The sequence below is a fragment of the Mesobacillus jeotgali genome (assembly GCF_900166585.1).
Classification (GTDB): domain Bacteria; phylum Bacillota; class Bacilli; order Bacillales; family Cytobacillaceae; genus Mesobacillus; species Mesobacillus jeotgali_A.
Genome location: NZ_FVZC01000007.1, coordinates 60272 through 79972 on the forward strand (window position 1 = coordinate 60272; position 19701 = coordinate 79972).

General features: G+C 34.3%; 15 protein-coding genes. 9 read left to right on the forward strand and 6 right to left on the reverse strand.

All coding sequences use genetic code 11. The annotated features are described in order from the left end of the window. Nucleotides 1-204: 204 nt before the first annotated feature. The 4 genes from B5X77_RS01710 to B5X77_RS23120 are packed head-to-tail and all read right to left on the reverse strand — an operon-like array spanning nt 205 to nt 3734. Nucleotides 205-1725, reverse strand: a complete 1521-nt coding sequence (locus B5X77_RS01710) for a recombinase family protein (RefSeq protein WP_079504484.1) — start codon at nt 1723-1725, stop codon at nt 205-207. Next, the gene (locus B5X77_RS01715; protein WP_079504486.1) at nt 1722-3101 is read right to left on the reverse strand and encodes a recombinase family protein; all 1380 of its coding nucleotides are present in this window, start codon (nt 3099-3101) and stop codon (nt 1722-1724) included. Before B5X77_RS01715 ends, B5X77_RS01710 begins: the two co-directional genes overlap by 4 nt. After that, the gene (locus B5X77_RS01720) at nt 3088-3561 is read right to left on the reverse strand and encodes a recombinase family protein (RefSeq protein ID WP_079504488.1); all 474 of its coding nucleotides are present in this window, start codon (nt 3559-3561) and stop codon (nt 3088-3090) included. The genes B5X77_RS01715 and B5X77_RS01720 overlap by 14 nt, the downstream gene beginning before the upstream one ends. Further along, nucleotides 3558-3734 (reverse strand): hypothetical protein, encoded by a 177-nt coding sequence (locus B5X77_RS23120; protein WP_176167196.1) that lies wholly within the window; start codon nt 3732-3734, stop codon nt 3558-3560. Before B5X77_RS23120 ends, B5X77_RS01720 begins: the two co-directional genes overlap by 4 nt. Nucleotides 3735-4432: 698 nt before the next feature. Between B5X77_RS23120 and B5X77_RS01725 the strand changes: the two genes are divergently transcribed. From B5X77_RS01725 to B5X77_RS01740, 4 genes are all read left to right on the forward strand, one after another. After that, nucleotides 4433-5926, forward strand: a complete 1494-nt coding sequence (locus B5X77_RS01725; RefSeq protein ID WP_079504490.1) for a class I SAM-dependent DNA methyltransferase — start codon at nt 4433-4435, stop codon at nt 5924-5926. Beyond that, complete coding sequence (locus B5X77_RS01730; RefSeq protein ID WP_079504492.1) at nt 5916-7235, forward strand: restriction endonuclease subunit S; 1320 nt, start codon at nt 5916-5918, stop codon at nt 7233-7235. The genes B5X77_RS01725 and B5X77_RS01730 overlap by 11 nt, the downstream gene beginning before the upstream one ends. Further along, nucleotides 7214-10225, forward strand: a complete 3012-nt coding sequence (locus tag B5X77_RS01735) for a type I restriction endonuclease subunit R (protein ID WP_079504494.1) — start codon at nt 7214-7216, stop codon at nt 10223-10225. The genes B5X77_RS01730 and B5X77_RS01735 overlap by 22 nt, the downstream gene beginning before the upstream one ends. Nucleotides 10226-10447: 222 nt before the next feature. Next, nucleotides 10448-10741 carry a hypothetical protein gene (locus tag B5X77_RS01740; RefSeq protein ID WP_079504496.1) on the forward strand — a complete coding sequence of 98 codons (294 nt, stop codon included), beginning with the start codon at nt 10448-10450 and terminating at the stop codon, nt 10739-10741. Nucleotides 10742-10966: 225 nt separating this feature from the next. Here the strand turns inward: B5X77_RS01740 and B5X77_RS01745 are convergent, their stop codons facing one another. Both B5X77_RS01745 and B5X77_RS23125 read right to left on the reverse strand, forming a co-directional pair. Next, nucleotides 10967-11860 carry a hypothetical protein gene (locus B5X77_RS01745; protein WP_079504498.1) on the reverse strand — a complete coding sequence of 298 codons (894 nt, stop codon included), beginning with the start codon at nt 11858-11860 and terminating at the stop codon, nt 10967-10969. Continuing rightward, nucleotides 11845-12012 carry a hypothetical protein gene (locus B5X77_RS23125; protein WP_176167197.1) on the reverse strand — a complete coding sequence of 56 codons (168 nt, stop codon included), beginning with the start codon at nt 12010-12012 and terminating at the stop codon, nt 11845-11847. The genes B5X77_RS01745 and B5X77_RS23125 overlap by 16 nt, the downstream gene beginning before the upstream one ends. 983 nt (nt 12013-12995) lie before the next feature. Here B5X77_RS23125 and B5X77_RS01750 point away from each other — a divergent pair. The 5 genes from B5X77_RS01750 to B5X77_RS01770 all read left to right on the forward strand — a co-directional run bounded on the left by B5X77_RS01750 (nt 12996) and on the right by B5X77_RS01770 (nt 19680). After that, nucleotides 12996-13529, forward strand: a complete 534-nt coding sequence (locus B5X77_RS01750) for a hypothetical protein (RefSeq protein ID WP_079504500.1) — start codon at nt 12996-12998, stop codon at nt 13527-13529. A gap of 37 nt (nt 13530-13566) precedes the next feature. After that, nucleotides 13567-15249, forward strand: coding sequence for a hypothetical protein (locus B5X77_RS01755; RefSeq protein ID WP_079504502.1), 1683 nt, complete (start codon nt 13567-13569; stop codon nt 15247-15249). 639 nt (nt 15250-15888) lie between these two features. After that, nucleotides 15889-16758: a type II toxin-antitoxin system PemK/MazF family toxin gene (locus B5X77_RS01760; RefSeq protein WP_079504504.1), complete on the forward strand. Its 870-nt coding sequence runs from the start codon at nt 15889-15891 to the stop codon at nt 16756-16758. 872 nt (nt 16759-17630) lie between these two features. Next, entirely contained in the window at nt 17631-18818 is a 1188-nt protein-coding gene (locus tag B5X77_RS01765; protein ID WP_079504506.1) for a hypothetical protein, read from the forward strand. 310 nt (nt 18819-19128) lie between these two features. Further along, complete coding sequence (locus B5X77_RS01770; protein ID WP_079504508.1) at nt 19129-19680, forward strand: bifunctional transcriptional activator/DNA repair enzyme AdaA; 552 nt, start codon at nt 19129-19131, stop codon at nt 19678-19680. Nucleotides 19681-19701: the final 21 nt, after the last annotated feature.

Consider the following 19701-nt stretch of genomic DNA (forward strand, 5'->3'; position numbering starts at 1 on the left):
GTTTTGCGTGCTTCGCATAACTGAACTAACAACTAATATATTCGGTTTTTTGCCCATGTTATAAAACTAGGTTTCGGTAAGACACACTATTAGGGATCCCTAATAGTGCAGCTTGCCGAAAAATATCGAGGGAAAACTCGTGATACCATAGGCTTTCCCTCAATTTAGAAATTAGTTTTTCAAAAGAACAAAAAGCTTATTCGGTTAGGCATCCATCTTTACATCATTATTTTCGGTAAGGTAACCTACTTTACTTTCTAATTGAATGAATGGATGTAATCTAAAATCGATATTAATTTTCTCTTGTACCAGGTTTATGCTGATCTTCTCAATAAAAGTTAAGGCGATCATTCTTCTCTCGACATCCGACAATTTTTCAAATGAGCTTGAGAGAGACAAGTGTAATGTTAAACGTAAGGATCCTTCGTGGTTAAGTAACTTCGATACTTGCTCTAATGTGGAAACTATTTCTTTCCGTTTGTCATTTAGTTTCTTCTTTACCTCTTCATAGTGTTTTTCAATCGAAGATGGAAGATCTAAAGATGGAATCATTGTTTCATTATATTTAAGCAACTCTTCTTTCGTTTTTAGCGAATCGAGTTCCTTTTCCAACACCTTCTTAATTTCCTTAAGCCTAATTAAGCCTAAGCGCTCCATTTGGCTCAATGCTGTGGACCATTGTTTTGAAAAACAGTCATTAATAGCAGAGTGAACGTCGTTTAAATCCGCCTTTTGTTTGCAATTAGGGCAATAGTAGTTCCTATATTTACGTTTTCCTTTACCTGGTGTAGAGTCTCTCGTCTTTAGTACTTCGTCGCACTTCATGCAGTATGTTATCGAACGAAAAGTATAGGGTGTGCTAAATTGTCCGAATTTCTTTTCCAAGTCCTTTGCTTGTTTAACAAGCTCATGTAACTCCCAATTAATGATTGGAGAGTACACAGATGGCTTCCTTAATAAGCTGTTAGGCAACTCACTGCTTATACCCCATACATTGTCTCCAATATAAATGGGGCGTTTTAGTATCGCCTCAACTGTATTTTTGTGCCAATCGTTCCCCCCGCCAGGAGCAGGTACTTTACTCTTGTCCAGGATTTTTTTTATATACTCAATGCTATAACCCCACATATATAAATAATAAATTAATCGCACGATAGGGGCATTTTCATCTTCAATAAATTTTTCATCGGCATTTTTTGAAGCTGGTATCTTTTTCAGTCCAAATGGTGTTCTGCTACCTGGACGTTTATTGTGATTCATTAATGATTTTTGTGTATCTTTGGTTCTTTGAGATTTAGATAATGATTCGTAGGAAGCGTTTAACAACTTGAATTGAATGTCGGTTTGATATGGATCCCACTCATTATTTGTTGAAGAAGAGTAGAATTTAATGTTTGGTTTAGCGTGCATTAATGGCTTGTAGATCTCATTTACAAAGCTAACAATAGATCGATCAATTCTTGATTCATCGTAGAAAAACACTGCATTAGCCTTATCATTTAGAATTGATTCAAATAATCTCTTAAGTCCATCTCTCTTACTTGCAGGGTTTCGATAGGCACTTACAGCATCATCGATACACCAATCAACGATGATATAACCCATTCGGTTTGCATGCATCCCTATTTGTTGCTTCTGGAATTCAATTGATTGATTTCCTTTCTGCTTACGGCTAGACCGTCGACAATATCCAATTGCATTTTTTTCAAAGTTAATAATTATCACCCCGTTTTATGGTCATAAAATTCAGAGTAGTAAATTTCGAAGTCAACATAACCATTATGTACTACCACTTCTTTTATGAAGGTTCTTATAAGTAAATCTTGATATTGGCTAACCTCTAATTCTAACTTTTCAGCTATTAGTTGAACCAAAAACTTTGCTTCTGATATACGCTTCTTAATTATTGCCTCTTTCTCAGCCAGCCCATGATATTCATTTTGTAATGTGTTCAAAGAATCTAAGTAGTCATTAACTTTCTTTTCATCTTTAGCGAAATTCACTTCTGTGAACAACTCCAACTGTAATTGTTCAAATCTTGCTTGAAGGTTTTCTTTTTCAACTTTAAGATTGGCATGACTTTTCAGTAAAAGTGCTAATGCCTTTTTCTCAAGTTGATCGAGGTTGGTCCTTTTAAATGCATCATTAACAACATCCATTATTAATGAGTTCAGATCTTCTATTGAGATAACTATTTTCTTATGCTTCTTGCACTTTAAATTATTGTCTAAAGTATTGCTCTTTGATAAGGGTTGTTGGCAAATATGGCACTTGGGAGTAAACAAAGGCATATCACTGCCTCTTAAGGTATTAAGATTTAAGTTTGGAACTAACTTTTGCAAGTGCTCATGTACATCTTTAAAAATACCAAGAGAAACTATTGGAGGAACATAATCCAAGCGTTCGTACTCTCCGCGAACTCGAACATATCCCGCATAGAATGGTCTAACTAATATGTTAAACACATCGGAGTCTTTTCTCCCTATTAGTTTTTTGTACTTCAACAATAGCTCAATAAACTCTCTGCCGTTTTTTGCTGATAAGCAGTCGTTATATAAATTTTGAATAACATCTTTATATTTTTGATTAATAGTGTAGGTTTTCTTACTACCGCTCTTTTCCACTATATATCCAAAAATACTGTGAGGAGCTTTTTCAAAAGCATCTCTTGTTCGATTAGTGATACTCATTCCTTCAATCTGGCTCATCATTCCAAATAAGCCTTCAGAATGTATGCCACTTTCTATATCATGATTAAAAGGAAGGTGACCGGTTGCAGTGAAGATAACTTTCACTTTATGAGTATAAATTAATAAGATGATTTCTAAATACTCATAGAATTCTCTTGCTAAACGATCGCGTTGATAAACTATTATGGTATCCACTAGATCATTTCGAATTAGATTTAGTAATTCTTGTAGAGCAGGACGTTCTTCTATTTTATTTTTCATCGCTGAAACACCATCATCACTTAAGATAAGGATTTCATCCGGATGATATTTCTTTCGATAAGGTTTTGCTGCTTCAAGTTGCATGTCTAAACTCTGTTGATCGGAACTAACCCTAGCGTATACGACTACTTTCTTTTTAACTGTTAACATTATTAATCTTCTTAAGAGATTTTTTAATCCTTATGGCAGCTTCTAACCGCTTAGAAATATACTCTTTTTCGATTTCTGCCAAAAGAGCAATTAGAACTCCTGAACTACTGTCCCTTTGTAAGTCCTGTTTAAGGGGGAAATGACCATCTGCTGTGAAAATAACATTAACTTTATGAGTTTGAACCAGTTCGAATATTCCTAGAATTTCATTTTGTTTTCTTGTTAAACGGTCCATACTATAGACAATTAACGTATCAATTTGATCCTGGGCTATTAAATCAAGTAACTTATCAAAACTTTCTCGTTTTGAAGAACTCTGAACATTAATATCTTTGAAGTACAGAATATCCTCCTCAGGGATTCCCTCTAGGTGAGGTTTCGCGGCTTCAAGTTGAATATCGAAACTTGTATTAATAGAACTTATTCGTGAATAAACGGCTGTTTTCTTGTTATTCATCATTTTGACCTCCTAAACTTTTCATCTGAATAACTTATTAACTTTGCTTCGGTTGAAGCGTCTAGATCAAGTTCTTTTAATAAGATACGCTCCACCAGTCGCTCAAGCCAAAGCTTTGACTCCTCAGGCATTTCTTGACTAAATGACACCTTTCCAATAGAAAACTTTTTCTCCATACGTGCCTCCTGCCAGTCCTTTTTATTACAAAAGATTGACAGAAGGTCTGTACTTTATACTCTTTTCTTTGCCTCGTGGGATAGGGGTAGGTCTAACTGGACTGAATCATCAGGATTGATCCGACCAGGAATTAGTTTAATAACCACCCTAGTTTGCATACCTGGAATATCTGATTGCTTATAGCTCTTCATTTTTCTCCTCCATATTTGTTGATGTAAGGTAATGCTTTTCAAAATAAGCTAAAACTTCCTTAGACACAAACTTGTTTTGTTTGTTGTGTAAACTTTTAAACCACTCAGGTTTAGGTTTGTTTGTGGACACAGATCCTCCTTTCCAGTAAAGAAAAACAAAAAAGCACGCAAGGAAACATGGTTATCGCCCTATGAATAATAGAGTGATAACAGCATGTAACCTAGCGTGCTTCGCTTTTAGTTACTTTTTAATTATTTAATTAAGTCCAATATATAGCAGGTTAATTTAAAAGGCAATAATAAATACAGAAAAATATTTCAAAAACATTTATTGGTAGTTGAATAGTCTAAATTATAATGTGGAGTTATTAAGAAAAGGTCTTTTATTAGGAAGTGTTATAGGAAGCATTTTGAAAATAAACGATATAAAAAAATCTGTACAAGTTTTTTGATATAATAGGTCTGTAAATAAAATGTAAAATTAATTAATTAAAGGGGATTATAAAATGGCTGTTATAGGATTTGAAGAGAAGTTATGGGCAGCGGCTGATAAATTACGTAATAACATGGATTCTGGTGAATATAAACATGTTGTCTTAGGTCTAATTTTCTTAAAATATGTGTCTGATTCATTTCAAGAAAAATGGCAAGAATTAATGGAATTTGATCCTGACTTTGCAGAAGACCGTGACGCATATATGGCAGAGGGAATATTTTGGGTACCTATGAATGCTCGATGGTCTTATATTGCTGAACATGCAAAAACACCTGAAATTGGTAAAGTAGTAGATACTGCCTTGGATGAAGTAGAAAAGGAAAACCCAACATTAAAAGGAGTACTCCCAAAGAGTTACGCACGCCCTGAATTAGATAAGAGAATACTGGGAGAAATCATTGACTTATTCACTAATATGAACGTTGGTGGAACTGAGGCAAAAGAAAAAGATGTTCTAGGCCGTGTATATGAATATTTTCTTGGCAAGTTTGCAGCTAATGAAGGAAAAGGTGGCGGAGAGTTCTATACACCTAAAAGTGTTGTTAAATTAATGGTTGAGATGATTCAGCCATATAAGGGATATGTTTATGATCCAGCTTGTGGAAGTGGTGGTATGTTTGTCCAATCATTAAAGTTTGTAGAAGAACATAGTGGTAACAAATTTGATATTTCGATATATGGGCAAGAATCGAATCCTACAACTTGGAAATTAGCGAAAATGAACCTAGCTATTCGAGGAATTGAAAGTAACTTAGGGACAAAGAATGCAGACACCTTCCATAATGATTTACATAAAACTCTTAAAGCAGACTATGTTCTAGCTAACCCACCATTTAATGACAGCGATTGGGGACAAGCAGCTTTAATAGAAGATCCTCGTTGGAAATTCGGAACACCACCTGCAGGCAATGCAAACTTTGCCTGGATTGAGCATATAATTGACAAGTTAGGTCAAAATGGGAGAGCAGCAATTGTTTTATCAAATGGATCTCTTTCAACGAAACTTTCGAGTGAAGGAGAAATTCGTAAAAATTTAATTTTGGAAGACTTAGTAGAGGCAATTATAACTTTACCAGATAAATTGTTTTACACAACAGGAATTCCTGTGTGTGTATGGGTATTGAATAGGAATAAAAAGCATAAAGGGAAAACCTTGTTTATTGATGGTAGGAAACTAGGTACTTTGATTAATCGTCGCTTACGGGAATTAACTGACAGTGATATTCGTAAGATGTCAGATGCTCTTAGTAAGTGGCAGAACGGAGAAGATTTTGAAAATATAAAAGGTTTTTGTATGGAAGCGACACTTGAAGAAATTCAAGGCCATGAATATGTCTTAACTCCAGGTCGATATGTTGGAATTGAAGAACTGGAGGATGATGGAGAACTCTTTGAAGAAAAAATGGAACGTTTGACAACTAGTCTTACAAAACAGCTTAAGCAGTCAAAAGAGTTGGAGGATGAAATTTTAAAGCAACTTGGGGGAATTGGATATGAGTTGTAGTCAGTGGAAGGAGTACAGCTTAGGTGAAATTTATGATTTTAGTTCTGGGTTGTCTAAAAAACGTGAGGATTTTGGATTTGGAGCACCTTTTCTTACGTTTAAAGAAGTATTCAATAATTACTTTTTACCTAATGAGTTAATTGAACTAGTAAACTCCTCTGAAAAAGAACAGCTAAAATGCTCTGTAAAAAGAGGAGATGTTTTTTTAACAAGAACTAGTGAAAACCAAGATGAATTAGGGTTAAGCTCGGTAGCACTAAAGGATTACCCGCATGCAACATTTAACGGGTTTACAAAAAGGTTAAGACCAAGAACAAGCGATATAATACTACCTGAATTTGCGGGATATTATTTCCGATCACCGAGGTTTAGAAGCCAAGTTACAAGTATGTCTTCAATCACTACGAGAGCAAGTTTAAATAATTCCATGCTTTCTGTATTGAAAATAGTTGCCCCTCCGTTGGAGGAACAAAAAAAAATATTCTTACTATTATCATCGTTAGATAAAAAGATAGAAAATAATACCTTAATGAATGATACATTAGAAGAAATAGCACAGGCAATTTTTAAACGGTGGTTTATAGATTTTGAATTTCCAAAGGAAGATGGGGTGCCTTTTCGATCAGGTGGAGGTAATTTTATAAATACTGATTTTGGTTTAATACCTGCTACTTGGGAGATAAGTACCTTAAAAGAATTTATTAGTGTTCAAAATGGCTTTGCATTTAAGAGTAAGGACTTCAAAGAACATGGTGAATTTGGAGTAGTAAAAATTAAAAATATAAGTAACGGTGTAGTAGATATTAACAATACACAGTTTATTAATCAAAGCATAGCAGAGAAAACAAATAGTAAATTCTTAGTAAGTGGGTCGGATGTACTGATCGCAATGACTGGTGCTGAGGTTGGGAAAATTGGAGTTGTTCCACAAACTGAAAAGACTTTATATTTAAATCAGCGTGTAGGTAAATTGAAACAAAAAGTAAATGGTGGTAAAGCTTATGCATTTTATAGCTTAAATCGGCCATCAGTGCAAGAACAAATTAAAAGCCTAGCAATGGGAAGTGCCCAACCAAATATTAGTTCAACAGGTCTGGAAAGTATTAAAGTTGTAAATCCTTCTAGAGATGTTCTTGATAAATTTGGAAGGTTAGTTAATAGTATAATACAAAAATATGCCAGTAATTTATATCAAAACAATATTTTAATTGATTTGCGTAAAACGCTGTTACCTAAACTGACGTCAGGTGATATTCGTATTCCTGAAGCAGAAAAGGAGGTTGAGGAATGTTTACAGAAGAGCAATTAGAAAATGTTGTTTTGGAATATTTTCAAGAGCTCGGATATGAATGCCTCCATGGCAGTAGGCTGTCAAGAGATATAAAAGAAGTATTACTTTATGACCGCATAGAAACTAGATTAAAGAAATTGAACAAAGGTCTCTCGATAGACATAATTCGAGAGGCTATTCGTAAGATAAAGACGTTTGATACAAATGACGTGTTCACTAACAATAAAGTATTTTCAAAGTATTTAACAGAAACAGTCGAAGTAACTGAATTTGTTGATGGCGAGACTATTTATCACCGTGTTTCACTTGTGGATTGGAGTACTCCAGAAAATAATGATTTTCTTGTTGTTAACCAGCTAGAGGTTATAGAAAAAGGTGCTAAGAAAATACCTGATATTGTTGTCTATGTGAATGGTATGCCGTTAGTTGTTATTGAATTAAAAAGTGCATCTCGTGAAGAAGTTAATATTGACCATGCATTTAATCAGTTAAAAAATTACATGAATGTACACATACCTTCTTTATTTTATTACAATGCATTTTTAATGATTAGTGACGGTGTTAAAACGGAAGCTGGTACAATCACAGCACCTCTCGATCGTTTTTCTGCATGGAAAAAGATAAATGTTGAAGATGCAATTATTGAAAATCGCCCTTTGGATACTATGATGTATGGTCTTTTTAATAAAAAAAGAATGTTAGATGTAATCAAAAACTTTATTCTTTTTACAAATGAAGCGAAGATTATGGCAGCCTACCATCAGTATTATGGTATGAGAAAGGCAATAGTTTCTACGGTGAATGCAACACAAACAGATGGACGTGCAGGTGTAATTTGGCATACACAGGGAAGTGGAAAAAGCTACTCAATGGTTTTTTTAACTGGTAACTTAGTTAAGCACCATCAGCTGAAAAACCCAACAATAATAGTAATAACAGATCGAAACGATCTAGACGGACAATTATTTGCAACCTTTTCTGGGGCCTCTGATTTCATTAGGCAAACCCCACTTCAAGCTGAAAGTCGGAGTCATATTAAGGACTTACTTGAAAATAGAAAGACTGGTGGAATCATCTTCTCTACTATTCAGAAGTTTGAGGAAGAGACAGGTCTACTCTCAGACCGTGAGAATATTATCGTTATGGTGGATGAGGCACATCGTACACAGTATGGGACAGATGCAAAATACGATATAGCAACAGGGGAACAAAAATATGGTTATGCTAAATATTTACGAGATGCAATCCCTAATGCAGCGTTTATTGCTTTTACCGGCACTCCCATAGAGACCACTGATAAATCAACAACAGGTCTATTTGGTGAGGTTATTGATGTCTATGATATGACGCAAGCTGTTCAAGATGGCGCGACAGTTAAAATCTATTATGAGTCTCGACTAGCAAAAGTCAAATTAGATGAAACACAGATGAGTGAGATTGATAAAGAATATTGGCGAATGCAAGTAAATGAAGGTGTAGAAGACTACGTTGTTGAAGAAAGTCAGAAGCACCTATCTAGAATGGAACTAATCATCGGTGACAAGGATCGTATAAGACAAGTAGTTGCAGATATCATAAATCACTACGAGGATAGAAAAGACCTTGTGGAAGGTAAGGCGATGATTGTTGCATATTCTAGAAAAACTGCATTTGCAATGTATAAAGAGATAATGGAGCAGCGACCTGACTGGGAAGAAAAGGTCAAAATTGTTATGACAGCAAATAACCAGGACCCAGAAGAATTAGCTGTGTTAGTGGGGAATAAACAAACCCGTAAAGACAGAGAAATCGAGTTTAAAAATGTTGAAAGTCCATTTAAAATTGTTATCGTTGTGGATATGTGGTTGACAGGGTTTGATGTTCCTTCATTAGATACGATGTATGTCGATAAGCCAATGAAAGCACACAATTTAATGCAAGCAATTGCTCGTGTAAACCGTGTATATTCAGGAAAGACTGGCGGACTTGTAGTAGATTATATTGGTCTTAAGAGAAATCTTATGGAAGCTTTAAAGACTTATACGAGTCGTGACCAAGATAAAGTACAGGAAAATGAACAAGCAAGGGATATCGCATTAAATATTCTAGAAGTCCTTCGGAACCAATTCCATAAATTTAACTATAGAGACTTTTTCGGCAATAGTGATAAAAGACGTTATGAGGTAATTAGAGATGGTGCTGAGTTTGCTCAAGCTACAGAAAAAGGAAAGGCTCTATTCCTAACAGAAACTAAGAAGTTAAAAGACGTATATAAAATCTGTACAGGGCTATTAACAAAAGAAATTAAAGAGGAAATCGCTTATTTTATTGCCGTACGTTCCTTTATTTTAAAATCATCAAAACCTGGAACTCCGGATTTGAAAGAAGTGAATGAACGGATTTCTAAACTCTTAGAAAATGCAATTCTAGAAGACGGCGTAATGGTATTAACAGAAGCTACAACAAATGAAAGCTTCGATCTGTTAAATGAAGAAAACATTTCTAAGCTTCGAGCCATCCCACAAAAAAATATTGCAACAACCATTTTAATGCGTGTAATGAAAGAAAAGCTAAAAGACGTTAAAAAGAAGAACATGATCGTAAGTAAAAGCTTTTCAGAACGTTTTGAAAAGATAATTGAAAAATATCATAATAGAAATGATCACTTAGACGTTTATGAAGTGTTTGAAGAGCTTCTAAAGTTTAAAGAAGAACTTGAAGAAGCCATTAATGAAGGAACACAATTAGGATTATCCTATGAGGAAAAAGCTTTCTTTGATGTTCTAGGGTCTGATCCAGATATTAAGTCCTTACTTCAAGATGAGATATTGCTAAATATCGCAAAAGACTTGGCCCAAACAGTTAAAGAACATCGATCTCATGATTGGGATAAGAAAGAAAGTGCACAAGCCCGCATGAGGTTATACATCAAAAAAGTTCTTCGGAAGTGGGATTATCCACCTAACAAAGAACCAAAAGCTGTAGAGGATGTATTAGAGCAAGCTAAGTTGCAGGCTGCTAATATGTAGACAGTAGTTACTAAATTCATAGTTTTTTCATTGAGGCACTCATTTAGAGTGTCTCTTTTCATTGTGACACTTAGTAGGAGCATTGATTGATTGCGGATGTGCTTTTAAGGATTATGACTTCCCTCTTATCTGGAACACAAATGATTCTTGAAGGAAAGCGATTGATTAATGGAATAGTTTGTCCTTTTGCTTCATATAGTGGCGTGAAGGAGGGATAAAACTTTGAATGGAAAATATACAGCAGTAGGAATTTTAGGTTCAATTATTTTATTTATTACATTAAAAAATATAGAAATTGCAGGATATGGTGTAAGCATGTACTTGAAACTAACATTATTATTAAGCTTACCCTTGACTATAGCCTTTATTTCCAATTGGAGTATTGCCGATTATGTAGGAAATAAAAATAATAAGTTAGGCTATAGGATCATAAACTTTTTCTTATGGATTTTGCTTAATGCAACGGCTGTATTAATGATTTTCTACGTGTTTAAAAAAATTATATCCAGCATTTAATTGTGGTTATATTTAAGTTCATACGATTCTCTTAAAATTAAGTTTTTTAACAGGTTATACTATTGAATTATTACATCACCTTTTGATGGTTGTAATTCCTAAATCAATCTAATTTTCCTATTCTCAAGTGGTAGAGGTACATATGGCTGGTTAAACCATTCTGCTTAGTTATTTGATAAGGTCAACAAAAGGGGCCAAAATGATATTTTTTTTGGCCCCTCCATCTTAAACCACTTTTGATTGATCTATACGAACATTCACCAACGTTTTATTAATTGTATTAATCATATGACTTTCAGGCACAAACACGTTTTTTTTCCACGATGCCTCTAGACCTTTTATTTTGTTAGCTAAAATGGTCTTTTCAGAAGCTTTATAACGTTTTGCCAAAAGAGCAACTTCGGGCTTTAAATCCAGGGTTAGATGGCATTCCTTATATATCTTTTTGTTGCCGCATCGGCATTTCCCCAGTGGATTTAATTTATTTACGTATGACCACGCAGGCAGTACACCTTTATGAGGACCAATCCAAATACCTTGTCCAAATTTCTTACGGACAGCTTCCCAAATTTGATGCCGTAATAGCCAAAGGGTTACTTCATCAAATGTATTTATAAAACGATCATATTCCGTTGGACCATATCTTTCTGGTTCAACTGTATAGCCGTAACAAAATGAGTCAGGGAGGTATTTTTTTAATTCAGGAATATAAACACCCATGTTCAGATGTGGATGGTCCGGATAAATGCTGTAAGTCATCCGCGGCTCCAAGGAAATCACTATTGGTTGACCTTCAAGCATTTTATCGGTCCCAGTACATATTGCAACCGTGTACTTCTGCTCCATCAGTTCGTGTAAAATGGCATTTACCCGGTAGTCTGTTATATTATGTTCAGTGTTCCCGCACCCTTGAAAGTGTCTTACTTTCCCATTAGCGAAGTCAACTGGACAGCCGTTCATGATATCGGATATAACCTGCCTTAGTTCATTCTCCGGAGGGAGAGGGGCGGTTTCAAGTACAAACCATCCCTCATTTCTCATACCTCCAAAGATTTTTTGGTCAAGCCACTTTAAAGGTCCAAAAACCTCGGTAAGTTTATCGATTACTTTTGCTTCCATATTGTCACCGAAGGATGCGATGTTCCAGGTGTTCTTGGTCGTCCGTGTCCGCCGTTGTTGCCATTACCGTTTCCGTTATGGCCTTTATCATCATTACCTCTACCCGGTTGTGGATCAAATCCTTGTCCACCGCGATTCTTATTTTTATCCAAGGGAATCACTCCTAATCTATTTAAATATCTATAATAAGAGTGAAAAAACATACAGCCTGCCCTTTATACTCCCCCTTCATACAGTAGAAGCGATTTCAAATCCTAAAGAAAGATTATAAGTTGACTACGATAATGCGAACAGAACACCGAACACTTTGTTACAGGTGTGCCCATAATCTTGCATTCAACTTTAATGTTTTGTATTATGGATTTGTCGATACATAATACTTTTCTTTAGCATGTAGAAAGCCTCGTCTTTTTGCATGCTTTTTTCACTTTGTCTACATTTCTTTCTGTGTAAAATATAACCAATTCGCAATACTTTGTCAACGAAAACACGAACGATTTAATTGTATATTCATTAAATGTTCGGTTTTTGCTCTAGCTCTTCTCTCTATTATACTATTACATTTATTAACATCTTATACCTTTTAACAATCAAATAATGACTTTATATACCACGATTTGATTATATCAGTCAAAAACCTCAAAAATCAATATATAGTAATGTTTTCTTTTTCGACAATACTATATATGGTGATAAGAGTGTGAAATGTTTCTTTTGTCAAGAAATGCGGGATATTAATAATTATTATTTAGGTTGAAAAATCTTTAAAAATCAGCTTAAAATGAAAAAATTAATAATAGCATCTCTCCCCCCTAATCGCCCCTTTGTCCATTTAGGATAAACCTACTGTTTAATTGGTTTTTAATTTAGCATATGTTCATTTATGTTTGGCAATCAATGCAAAGAAAGAATGACCAGCGCTGCTTCTTTCGGACTGATAGATCGGTAGTCACTAAACATCATTTATATAAACCTCTGTCCATCTCTTCTAATAGCTCTTTTTTGTATAAATCACATCAGATTCCATGAACTGAGCAATCATATGCAGGCTTTTACTTATAGTACTATTGATTGTGTTTGTATTCTCTATTACTATTAAGTTTGTAAAATATTAGTAAAGAGAGAGGGGATGTTTTTGAGCAATTTTGATGAAATGGTGTTGTCAGAACAACTATATATTCTAAGGGATTTTCTATTTCACTACTCTAGTTTTAGTTATTTAAATAACAATTTTGAGAACTTTGTAAATCAACATGGTTCTCAAGAATTTTGGGTACTCACTATTAATTCACACTACTTCCAGGCTATAAATTTATGGTGTATGATTTTTGGTACTAACAATAATGAGACGCATTGGAGAAAATTAGGTGACTTTGGAGACTTTAAACCTGTTATTTTAGATAGGTTAAAAATTGAACAAAACGATTATGACTTATATTGGAAATCCATAACTGATTGGCGAAACCAATACTCCGCTCATAGGGTGCCAGGTTTTTTAAAACCTACACCTGAACTTAAACTAGCAAGAAGCGTTGCACTGGTATATGAGGATTGGATTTCATTTAAAATCGATGCTAGTATTAGTTTTTCCTTAGAATTATACGAGGAAGAATATAAAGAGAAACTTGATGAAACATTCTTCTCGTTACTTTCTAAATCAACTTCATAAAAAGATTATTAATAGAATTTAAAATGGGGAGATAATATTGAATCAAGAAGAAATTGTAGAAGTTCTACAGGAAAAGTTCTCTATTGTTAATTCGAATAATAGAATTGGGTTAAACGGAGAATGGGGAATTGGTAAATCTTTTGCTTGGGAGTTATTCAAGAAAAGGCTTAAAAACAAAGAGGAATCTAGTAATGAGTTGAAAGTAATTTATTGTTCTTTATTCGGAATTGAAAACATTAATACTTTGAAAAGGGAACTTAAAAGGAAAAAACTTGAACAAGACGAACGTTATGGGAAAGTAGCTGCTTCCGGAAAGTACCCAGCTATAAAAATGTTGGGCGATGTACTTTCGACCAAGTTCTTGGGAAGCACAATAGACCTTTTGGAAATGGTTTCACTTGAATTTGGAAGTGACTATCTAATTTGTTTTGACGATTTGGAAAGAACATCTGATAGTATACAAATTTCAGATGTTATGGGAGTAATTGAACAAGTAGCTCAATCCGCTAAGGTGTTGGTAATATATAATGATCAAGAAATGAGGAAAAAAACTGAAGATTTTCAAAGGCAGAAAGAAAAAATACTGGATTTTGAATACACTTTGGATTCGCTATCTGAACAGGTAATTGAGCAAATTATTATTAATCAGAAGATAGTATTAGCAGATGAAAAAGAAACGCTAACTAAATTCTTTTTAGAGCACGGAAAAAATAACTTAAGAACCTTGAAGAAGTTAACTAGCTATGTCCAGGAACTAAAAGGAAAAGTTCCTCTTAATAGAGAGTTAATAAACCTTTGTGCTGCGGTATTTCTTGAGGAAATGCTTAATCGGTCTGAGGAAAAGGAGCTAACTGATGAGGAAAAAAGTAAGGCTGAATTAAATCCACTACTTGAATATCAAAAATATAAAATTAACTATAGAGCATTTTCTTTGTTGGATCATATTAAAAACTACCTAGTTACAAACAAAATTGATCCAACTTTATTCGATTCCTTTGTTAATCCAGCTGAAAAGAGTAAAATTGTCCTGTTAATGGATCAATTTTATGAAGGTATTTTAAGTAGTAAATATGTCATTGAAGAAACAATATCAGAATCTATTCAATTGCTGAAAACCGGTAGTGCTAATGAATTATCAGAAGACTATATTATTTTATTAGTAGCTGACATGAAAAATTTTAATAATCTATTCAATCTAAAACTAGTGCCTGCAAATATCGATGATGTGGCATTAGAACGGATTAAGGAGTTACTTGAGAAAAACGTATTACATAAAGAAATGTTGAGTGGACGGTTCAATTCAACTTTCCGCAAATTATCTATTAGTAATAAGAAATTTCCTCTAGTGCAGAATTTATTGTCTCAATCCAAACAATATGAAGAACAGCTTATAAAACAATTATATTCTAAGGAATTTAAGAAAAGATTTGAGGAAGAAAATTATGATGAATGTGAAATAATCTTAAATAAAAATGTGAATTTAATAGCTGATCATTTATATATATTTGATAATCTAGCTCAGCCATGTAGCAGTGATTATTTTAATTTTATTAGAAATCTTTTGGAAAATACAACTATCGATAGTATTGTAAAGAAACAAATAAGACAAGCCTTGTTTGGTTTAAAAAGAAAACAAAAAGATATTGTGATTGTGTATCGAATAAGTTTAGTCCTTAAAGAATTTTTAAATGGAGCTTATGGAAAGGCGAAAAAAAATTAATTTGAGTATTGTGTAGTAAATGGTAATATCGGCAAACCACCACCTCTTGTGTTGCCACATACTCTGGACACTGTGAAGCTGTTGGATAATTGTCCATGCATAAATATAGAGCGCCTTATCCTTTGGTGGATAAGGCTTCTATTTTTTTAGGCGAACTAGTAAACGAACTATTAGGCAGCGGTTGGTTCTCTGTTTATACAATAAATTTTATTCAGTTGCCAACCTCCTTTTACTCTGGCACTCTTTAAAGTTCTCAAATAAAAAGGGTGAAAGACTACCTTTCTCCAACGTTTTCTTAATTTGCTGATAAAAGGGGAATGGTAGGCGCTTATGAAAGCATCCCCCTATCTTTCAAGTGCCGGTTTGCAGCCTGTGTATTGTTTCGTATTTTATTTCTAAGATTGTTTTTCGTTGTTGTTTTCTCCATTTATTTATAATGGTCGGTTCATCCACCGGTAAAATGGAATATAAACATTCGGAGGTAAGTCAAGGGATATTTCAAGCTTTTTGTTATGTTAAATACTCAAAAACCAAAGTATTGGTTATATTTAGGAATTTATTTGAAATTTGTCATGTTCTGTATTAATTTGTCATGTTAAAATGTTTCATATGCTAACCTAATTAGGAAGGAATAGTTTAATGGATTATAAGACTTTCACACAGACTATAGATTCCTTATCCAGTAAGGACTTTCAGGATTTAAATAATATCCTTAAAGAGTTTAACGAGCTCAATGATTTTTTGGCTAGTTTATCTACGGTCGATAGAGCAATAATTTTAAAGAAAATTAAATTGTTTGCCGAAAAGGACGCTAGTATAGTTCATTTCGATTCAAGTAAACAAAAGTTTGTGCCCGATTATCAAAAAATGGATATTGTCCATTGTGACTTTACTGGAGTAGGATTTGAATGGGATGGGCCACATTATGCTGTGATTTGGGATATCAACCCTAAACTTGATTCTGTAATGGTTATTCCTACTACAAGCCAGAAAAGAAAAGGGGATTTGGCTGGAATTATACCTGTAGGCACAATTTCAGGCTTAAATAATGGGACAAAGCAGAAAAGTACGACCTTGTTAGTTACCGATATGACAAGAGTTTCTAGAAAAAGATTGAGTAAAGTAACATTTAATCATCCTAAAAAAGGGGTCATACCTGTGCGTTTACCGTTTGCCTGGGTTAAAAGAATACAGGAAGCCATAGCGGTGACTTATGGAGATGAAATTACCTTTGAAGAATTTTTGCTCAATAATTGCGGTGTAGATATGGTTAATGAAATTAAAGTTTTGAATACTTGGAGATTTAAACCTATAAAGGGTAACTACAATTCGGCTACAAAGGTATTATCAATTCGTGAGTGGAATAGCGATAGCATCTATACTTTTGAATTAGTCAGCCCCAAAAAGCCTTTTACAAAGGAGTCCAAAAAAGTATTAGTTCGCAATCTTTGGTCTGATGATCCAGGAGTGAAGGCTTCAGCTCTTGCTGATTATGCCGATTTGTATTAATTAAAAAAATGGTTTGACAATTAAGTAAAAGTTGAATATAATGGGTATATATTAAAGAAACGTTATCCTCGTTAAGAGGCGCAAGAACTGATTTTATTGATCACATATTGATATCCTCGTTAAGAGGCGCAAGAAAAGGAAGGACGGGTCATGACTCGTCCTTTTCCTGTTTCTTCAAATAGAGTATACATACCTTATACCTTCAAACGGTGTCCCCGTTACTCTCTTCATGTTTCATACTACCCCACCTCCAAATATTCACATCCGCAGCTTAAAAGATGCGTAAGTTAGGAAATCAAATGGCACTATAATTAGATTCTATTCCTATTTGGTCACTCAACTTCCCTGACATAATTATCCTGCTCGATTTGAACATAATACGATTATTTTATAGTAATATCGCTCCTAAGCAAGTTTTTCAATTTATTATGGCTTGATAGGGGGAAGGAAATGGCTGCATAAATATGAGAAACTTCTCCTTTGGTGGATAAGGCTCTTTTAGGTCGCATTTTCATTGGCTCAGTTCACCAAACTCTTATTAAGCGGGACTTAAGGTCGCTCCTACGGTTATTCTTTTCATCAGTTGTTATTTTCTAGCTTGGCAAAAGCGTTTAAGCAGAGGTAGCTGATTTGCCTTCTGAGGGTTTAACTCTGACGTTAAGACAACCTTTAGTGAAAAGGATACAACATTTTGCTTAAAGAGTTTTGACTCAATGAGATTTGACAAAAGAAAGTTAGGTATTAAATACATAAAGTTAAGTAAGTCACTGAGTTATTTCACTTACTAATTAACAAATGATTTCAAAAAAGCACAAATGTATTGATGGGTATGCTGTATAGTGAAAGTATGAAACTATACTGGAGGGGTTAAAGTGTCACGGGCAGTAACCGCGGATCATGTATTGTTCAATGAATGTATTCAGATGTTTCGACCAGATCACTTTCAATTAAAAGAAGAACAACCGGAACAGCGGGGTTATTTGTTCTTGGACTTTATGCTTGAACAGCCCATAGTATTTGAATATTTTAGTATTCAACCAACAATCGAGGTAAACCTGCCAGGAGCCTATTCCGCTTTTATTGCTCCTGTTGTTTTACCAAAGTGGTTTGAATGGAACCATAATATACACTTATTTACTATTGCACTAAGTTCAGTTTTTTCTTTTGTTACTGGTAGATCCATAAAAGCTCCTCGGGATGGGTATGAATCACGACAAATCAATTTAGATGACTATACTCTTGGAAAGTTTGCTATACAGCATCCTATCTTGAAGGCAGGTCCCGGCGCCCACGACACACGCCTATCACAGTTAACATATGAGAAAATAAAAACTCAGCTTCAAGAAACAATTCAAATCTTACATAAGCTCCCTTATGAGCTATATATTAAAGGAATGCAATCCATTAGATTGGTACATTTATCTCAAATAAATAAAAGAGATGACTTTGGTTTAGGTTATTATTTGCTAATTTCAGCAATAGAGCCAATTGCAACTGCTGCAATTAGCAGAAAGTCGGTTGCACCCAAAAATCCCGTACTTGATGAGTGGAGGGCTAAATCAAAAACTAACCCTGAATTTCAACCATTATTAAATGCTTACCAACAAGAACTAAGCAAAAACAGATATATTGGAAAGCGATTTGTAGCGTTTGTAATGAATTATTGTCCTCCTGATCAATGGATGGACCTAGAACATCCCAAGGAAAATTCGATTGCCTACACATCAGAAATTTCAGGTTTTACAAGTGAGTTGAGTTGGGTAACCCAAAAGCAGTGGGACGAGATTTATCCTGAAGATCTTAATGGGCAACAAATAAGGAATTTACTTTCCGATTGCTACCATCATCGTTCTAAGTTCACTCATGAGGGCCAAAATCCACCTCATAAGAAACCAGACAGTTATAATAGATTTTTTGATAAAGAAACAATTATTGATTTTGACGAAAAAACTAAAGAGGTTCGGGGAATAAATGAAATCATTTTGCCCAACTTCCGACTAATTTCATTCATTGCCACAATGTCGATTTTCAATTTTTTGAAAGAAAAGTCAGGTGTGTAAACTCACCAGCTATCTCATGTGTTGCCACATACACTCCACACATGTAGAGTGTGTAGCGCTAATAGAGTTGAAATAGCTTGGTATCAAAGATTTTAAGGCTTTTATTTAAAATTAAAGTATGTTTTATGTTCCCTCAGACCGTTGGTTTGGGGGATTTTGTTTTTACACAAAAAATAGGGATATTGCGATTAAATTTCAATGAAATGAATAGTTAGGCTATAGGGAGAATAGGTTGGTGAAATACAGGAAGAAATTTTAGAACTAATAGATATATAATAACTATACATGCGAGATAGAGGGGTGAAGGCCTATTACAAGTGAAGAAAAATGGAAAGCAGTTAGTACCTGTAATAATTACTATGATGGGTTGTTTTATTATGCAGTCATAACAACAGGGATCTTTTGCAGACCATCCTGTAAGGCTAAGACACCTTTGAAAAAGAACACCATTTTCTTTGATAATATAGAGGATGCGCTAAAAGATGGATTTAGGCCATGCAAAATGTGTAGGCCTGATCTTAATGAAACAACTTATGATCCTAATAAAGAATTAATAGAAAAAGCAAAAGAAATAATTAATAACAGCTATAATAAACCTCTTAACAGTAAAAAGATAGCCCAGGGGCTCGGTGTCAGCAGTAATCATCTAGCTAGACTATTTAAACATTATTATGGCATGACCATATCGGATTATATTGTTGAGTTAAGAATGGAAGAAGCAATCAGGCTTTTGACACATACGGATATAGAAATTACTGAAGTTGCACTTAAAGCAGGGGTTAAAAGCATGTCTAACTTTTATAAAAATTTTAAAGAGAGAACTGGATTAACCCCAAAAGAATACAGAATGAAGAGTCTGTAAATAGTTATTTAGAAATGCTTT

What these genes read in the sequence shown, in the direction of transcription:
- B5X77_RS01730 (WP_079504492.1), top strand. Translation starts at nt 5,916, where the DNA reads ATGAGTTGTAGTCAGTGGAAGGAGTACAGCTTAGGTGAAATTTATGAT.
- B5X77_RS01760 (WP_079504504.1), top strand. Translation starts at nt 15,889, where the DNA reads ATGGATTATAAGACTTTCACACAGACTATAGATTCCTTATCCAGTAAG.
- B5X77_RS01725 (WP_079504490.1), top strand. Translation starts at nt 4,433, where the DNA reads ATGGCTGTTATAGGATTTGAAGAGAAGTTATGGGCAGCGGCTGATAAA.
- B5X77_RS01715 (WP_079504486.1), bottom strand. Translation starts at nt 3,101, where the DNA reads ATGTTAACAGTTAAAAAGAAAGTAGTCGTATACGCTAGGGTTAGTTCC.
- B5X77_RS23120 (WP_176167196.1), bottom strand. Translation starts at nt 3,734, where the DNA reads ATGGAGAAAAAGTTTTCTATTGGAAAGGTGTCATTTAGTCAAGAAATG.
- B5X77_RS01745 (WP_079504498.1), bottom strand. Translation starts at nt 11,860, where the DNA reads ATGGAAGCAAAAGTAATCGATAAACTTACCGAGGTTTTTGGACCTTTA.
- B5X77_RS01735 (WP_079504494.1), top strand. Translation starts at nt 7,214, where the DNA reads ATGTTTACAGAAGAGCAATTAGAAAATGTTGTTTTGGAATATTTTCAA.
- B5X77_RS01720 (WP_079504488.1), bottom strand. Translation starts at nt 3,561, where the DNA reads ATGATGAATAACAAGAAAACAGCCGTTTATTCACGAATAAGTTCTATT.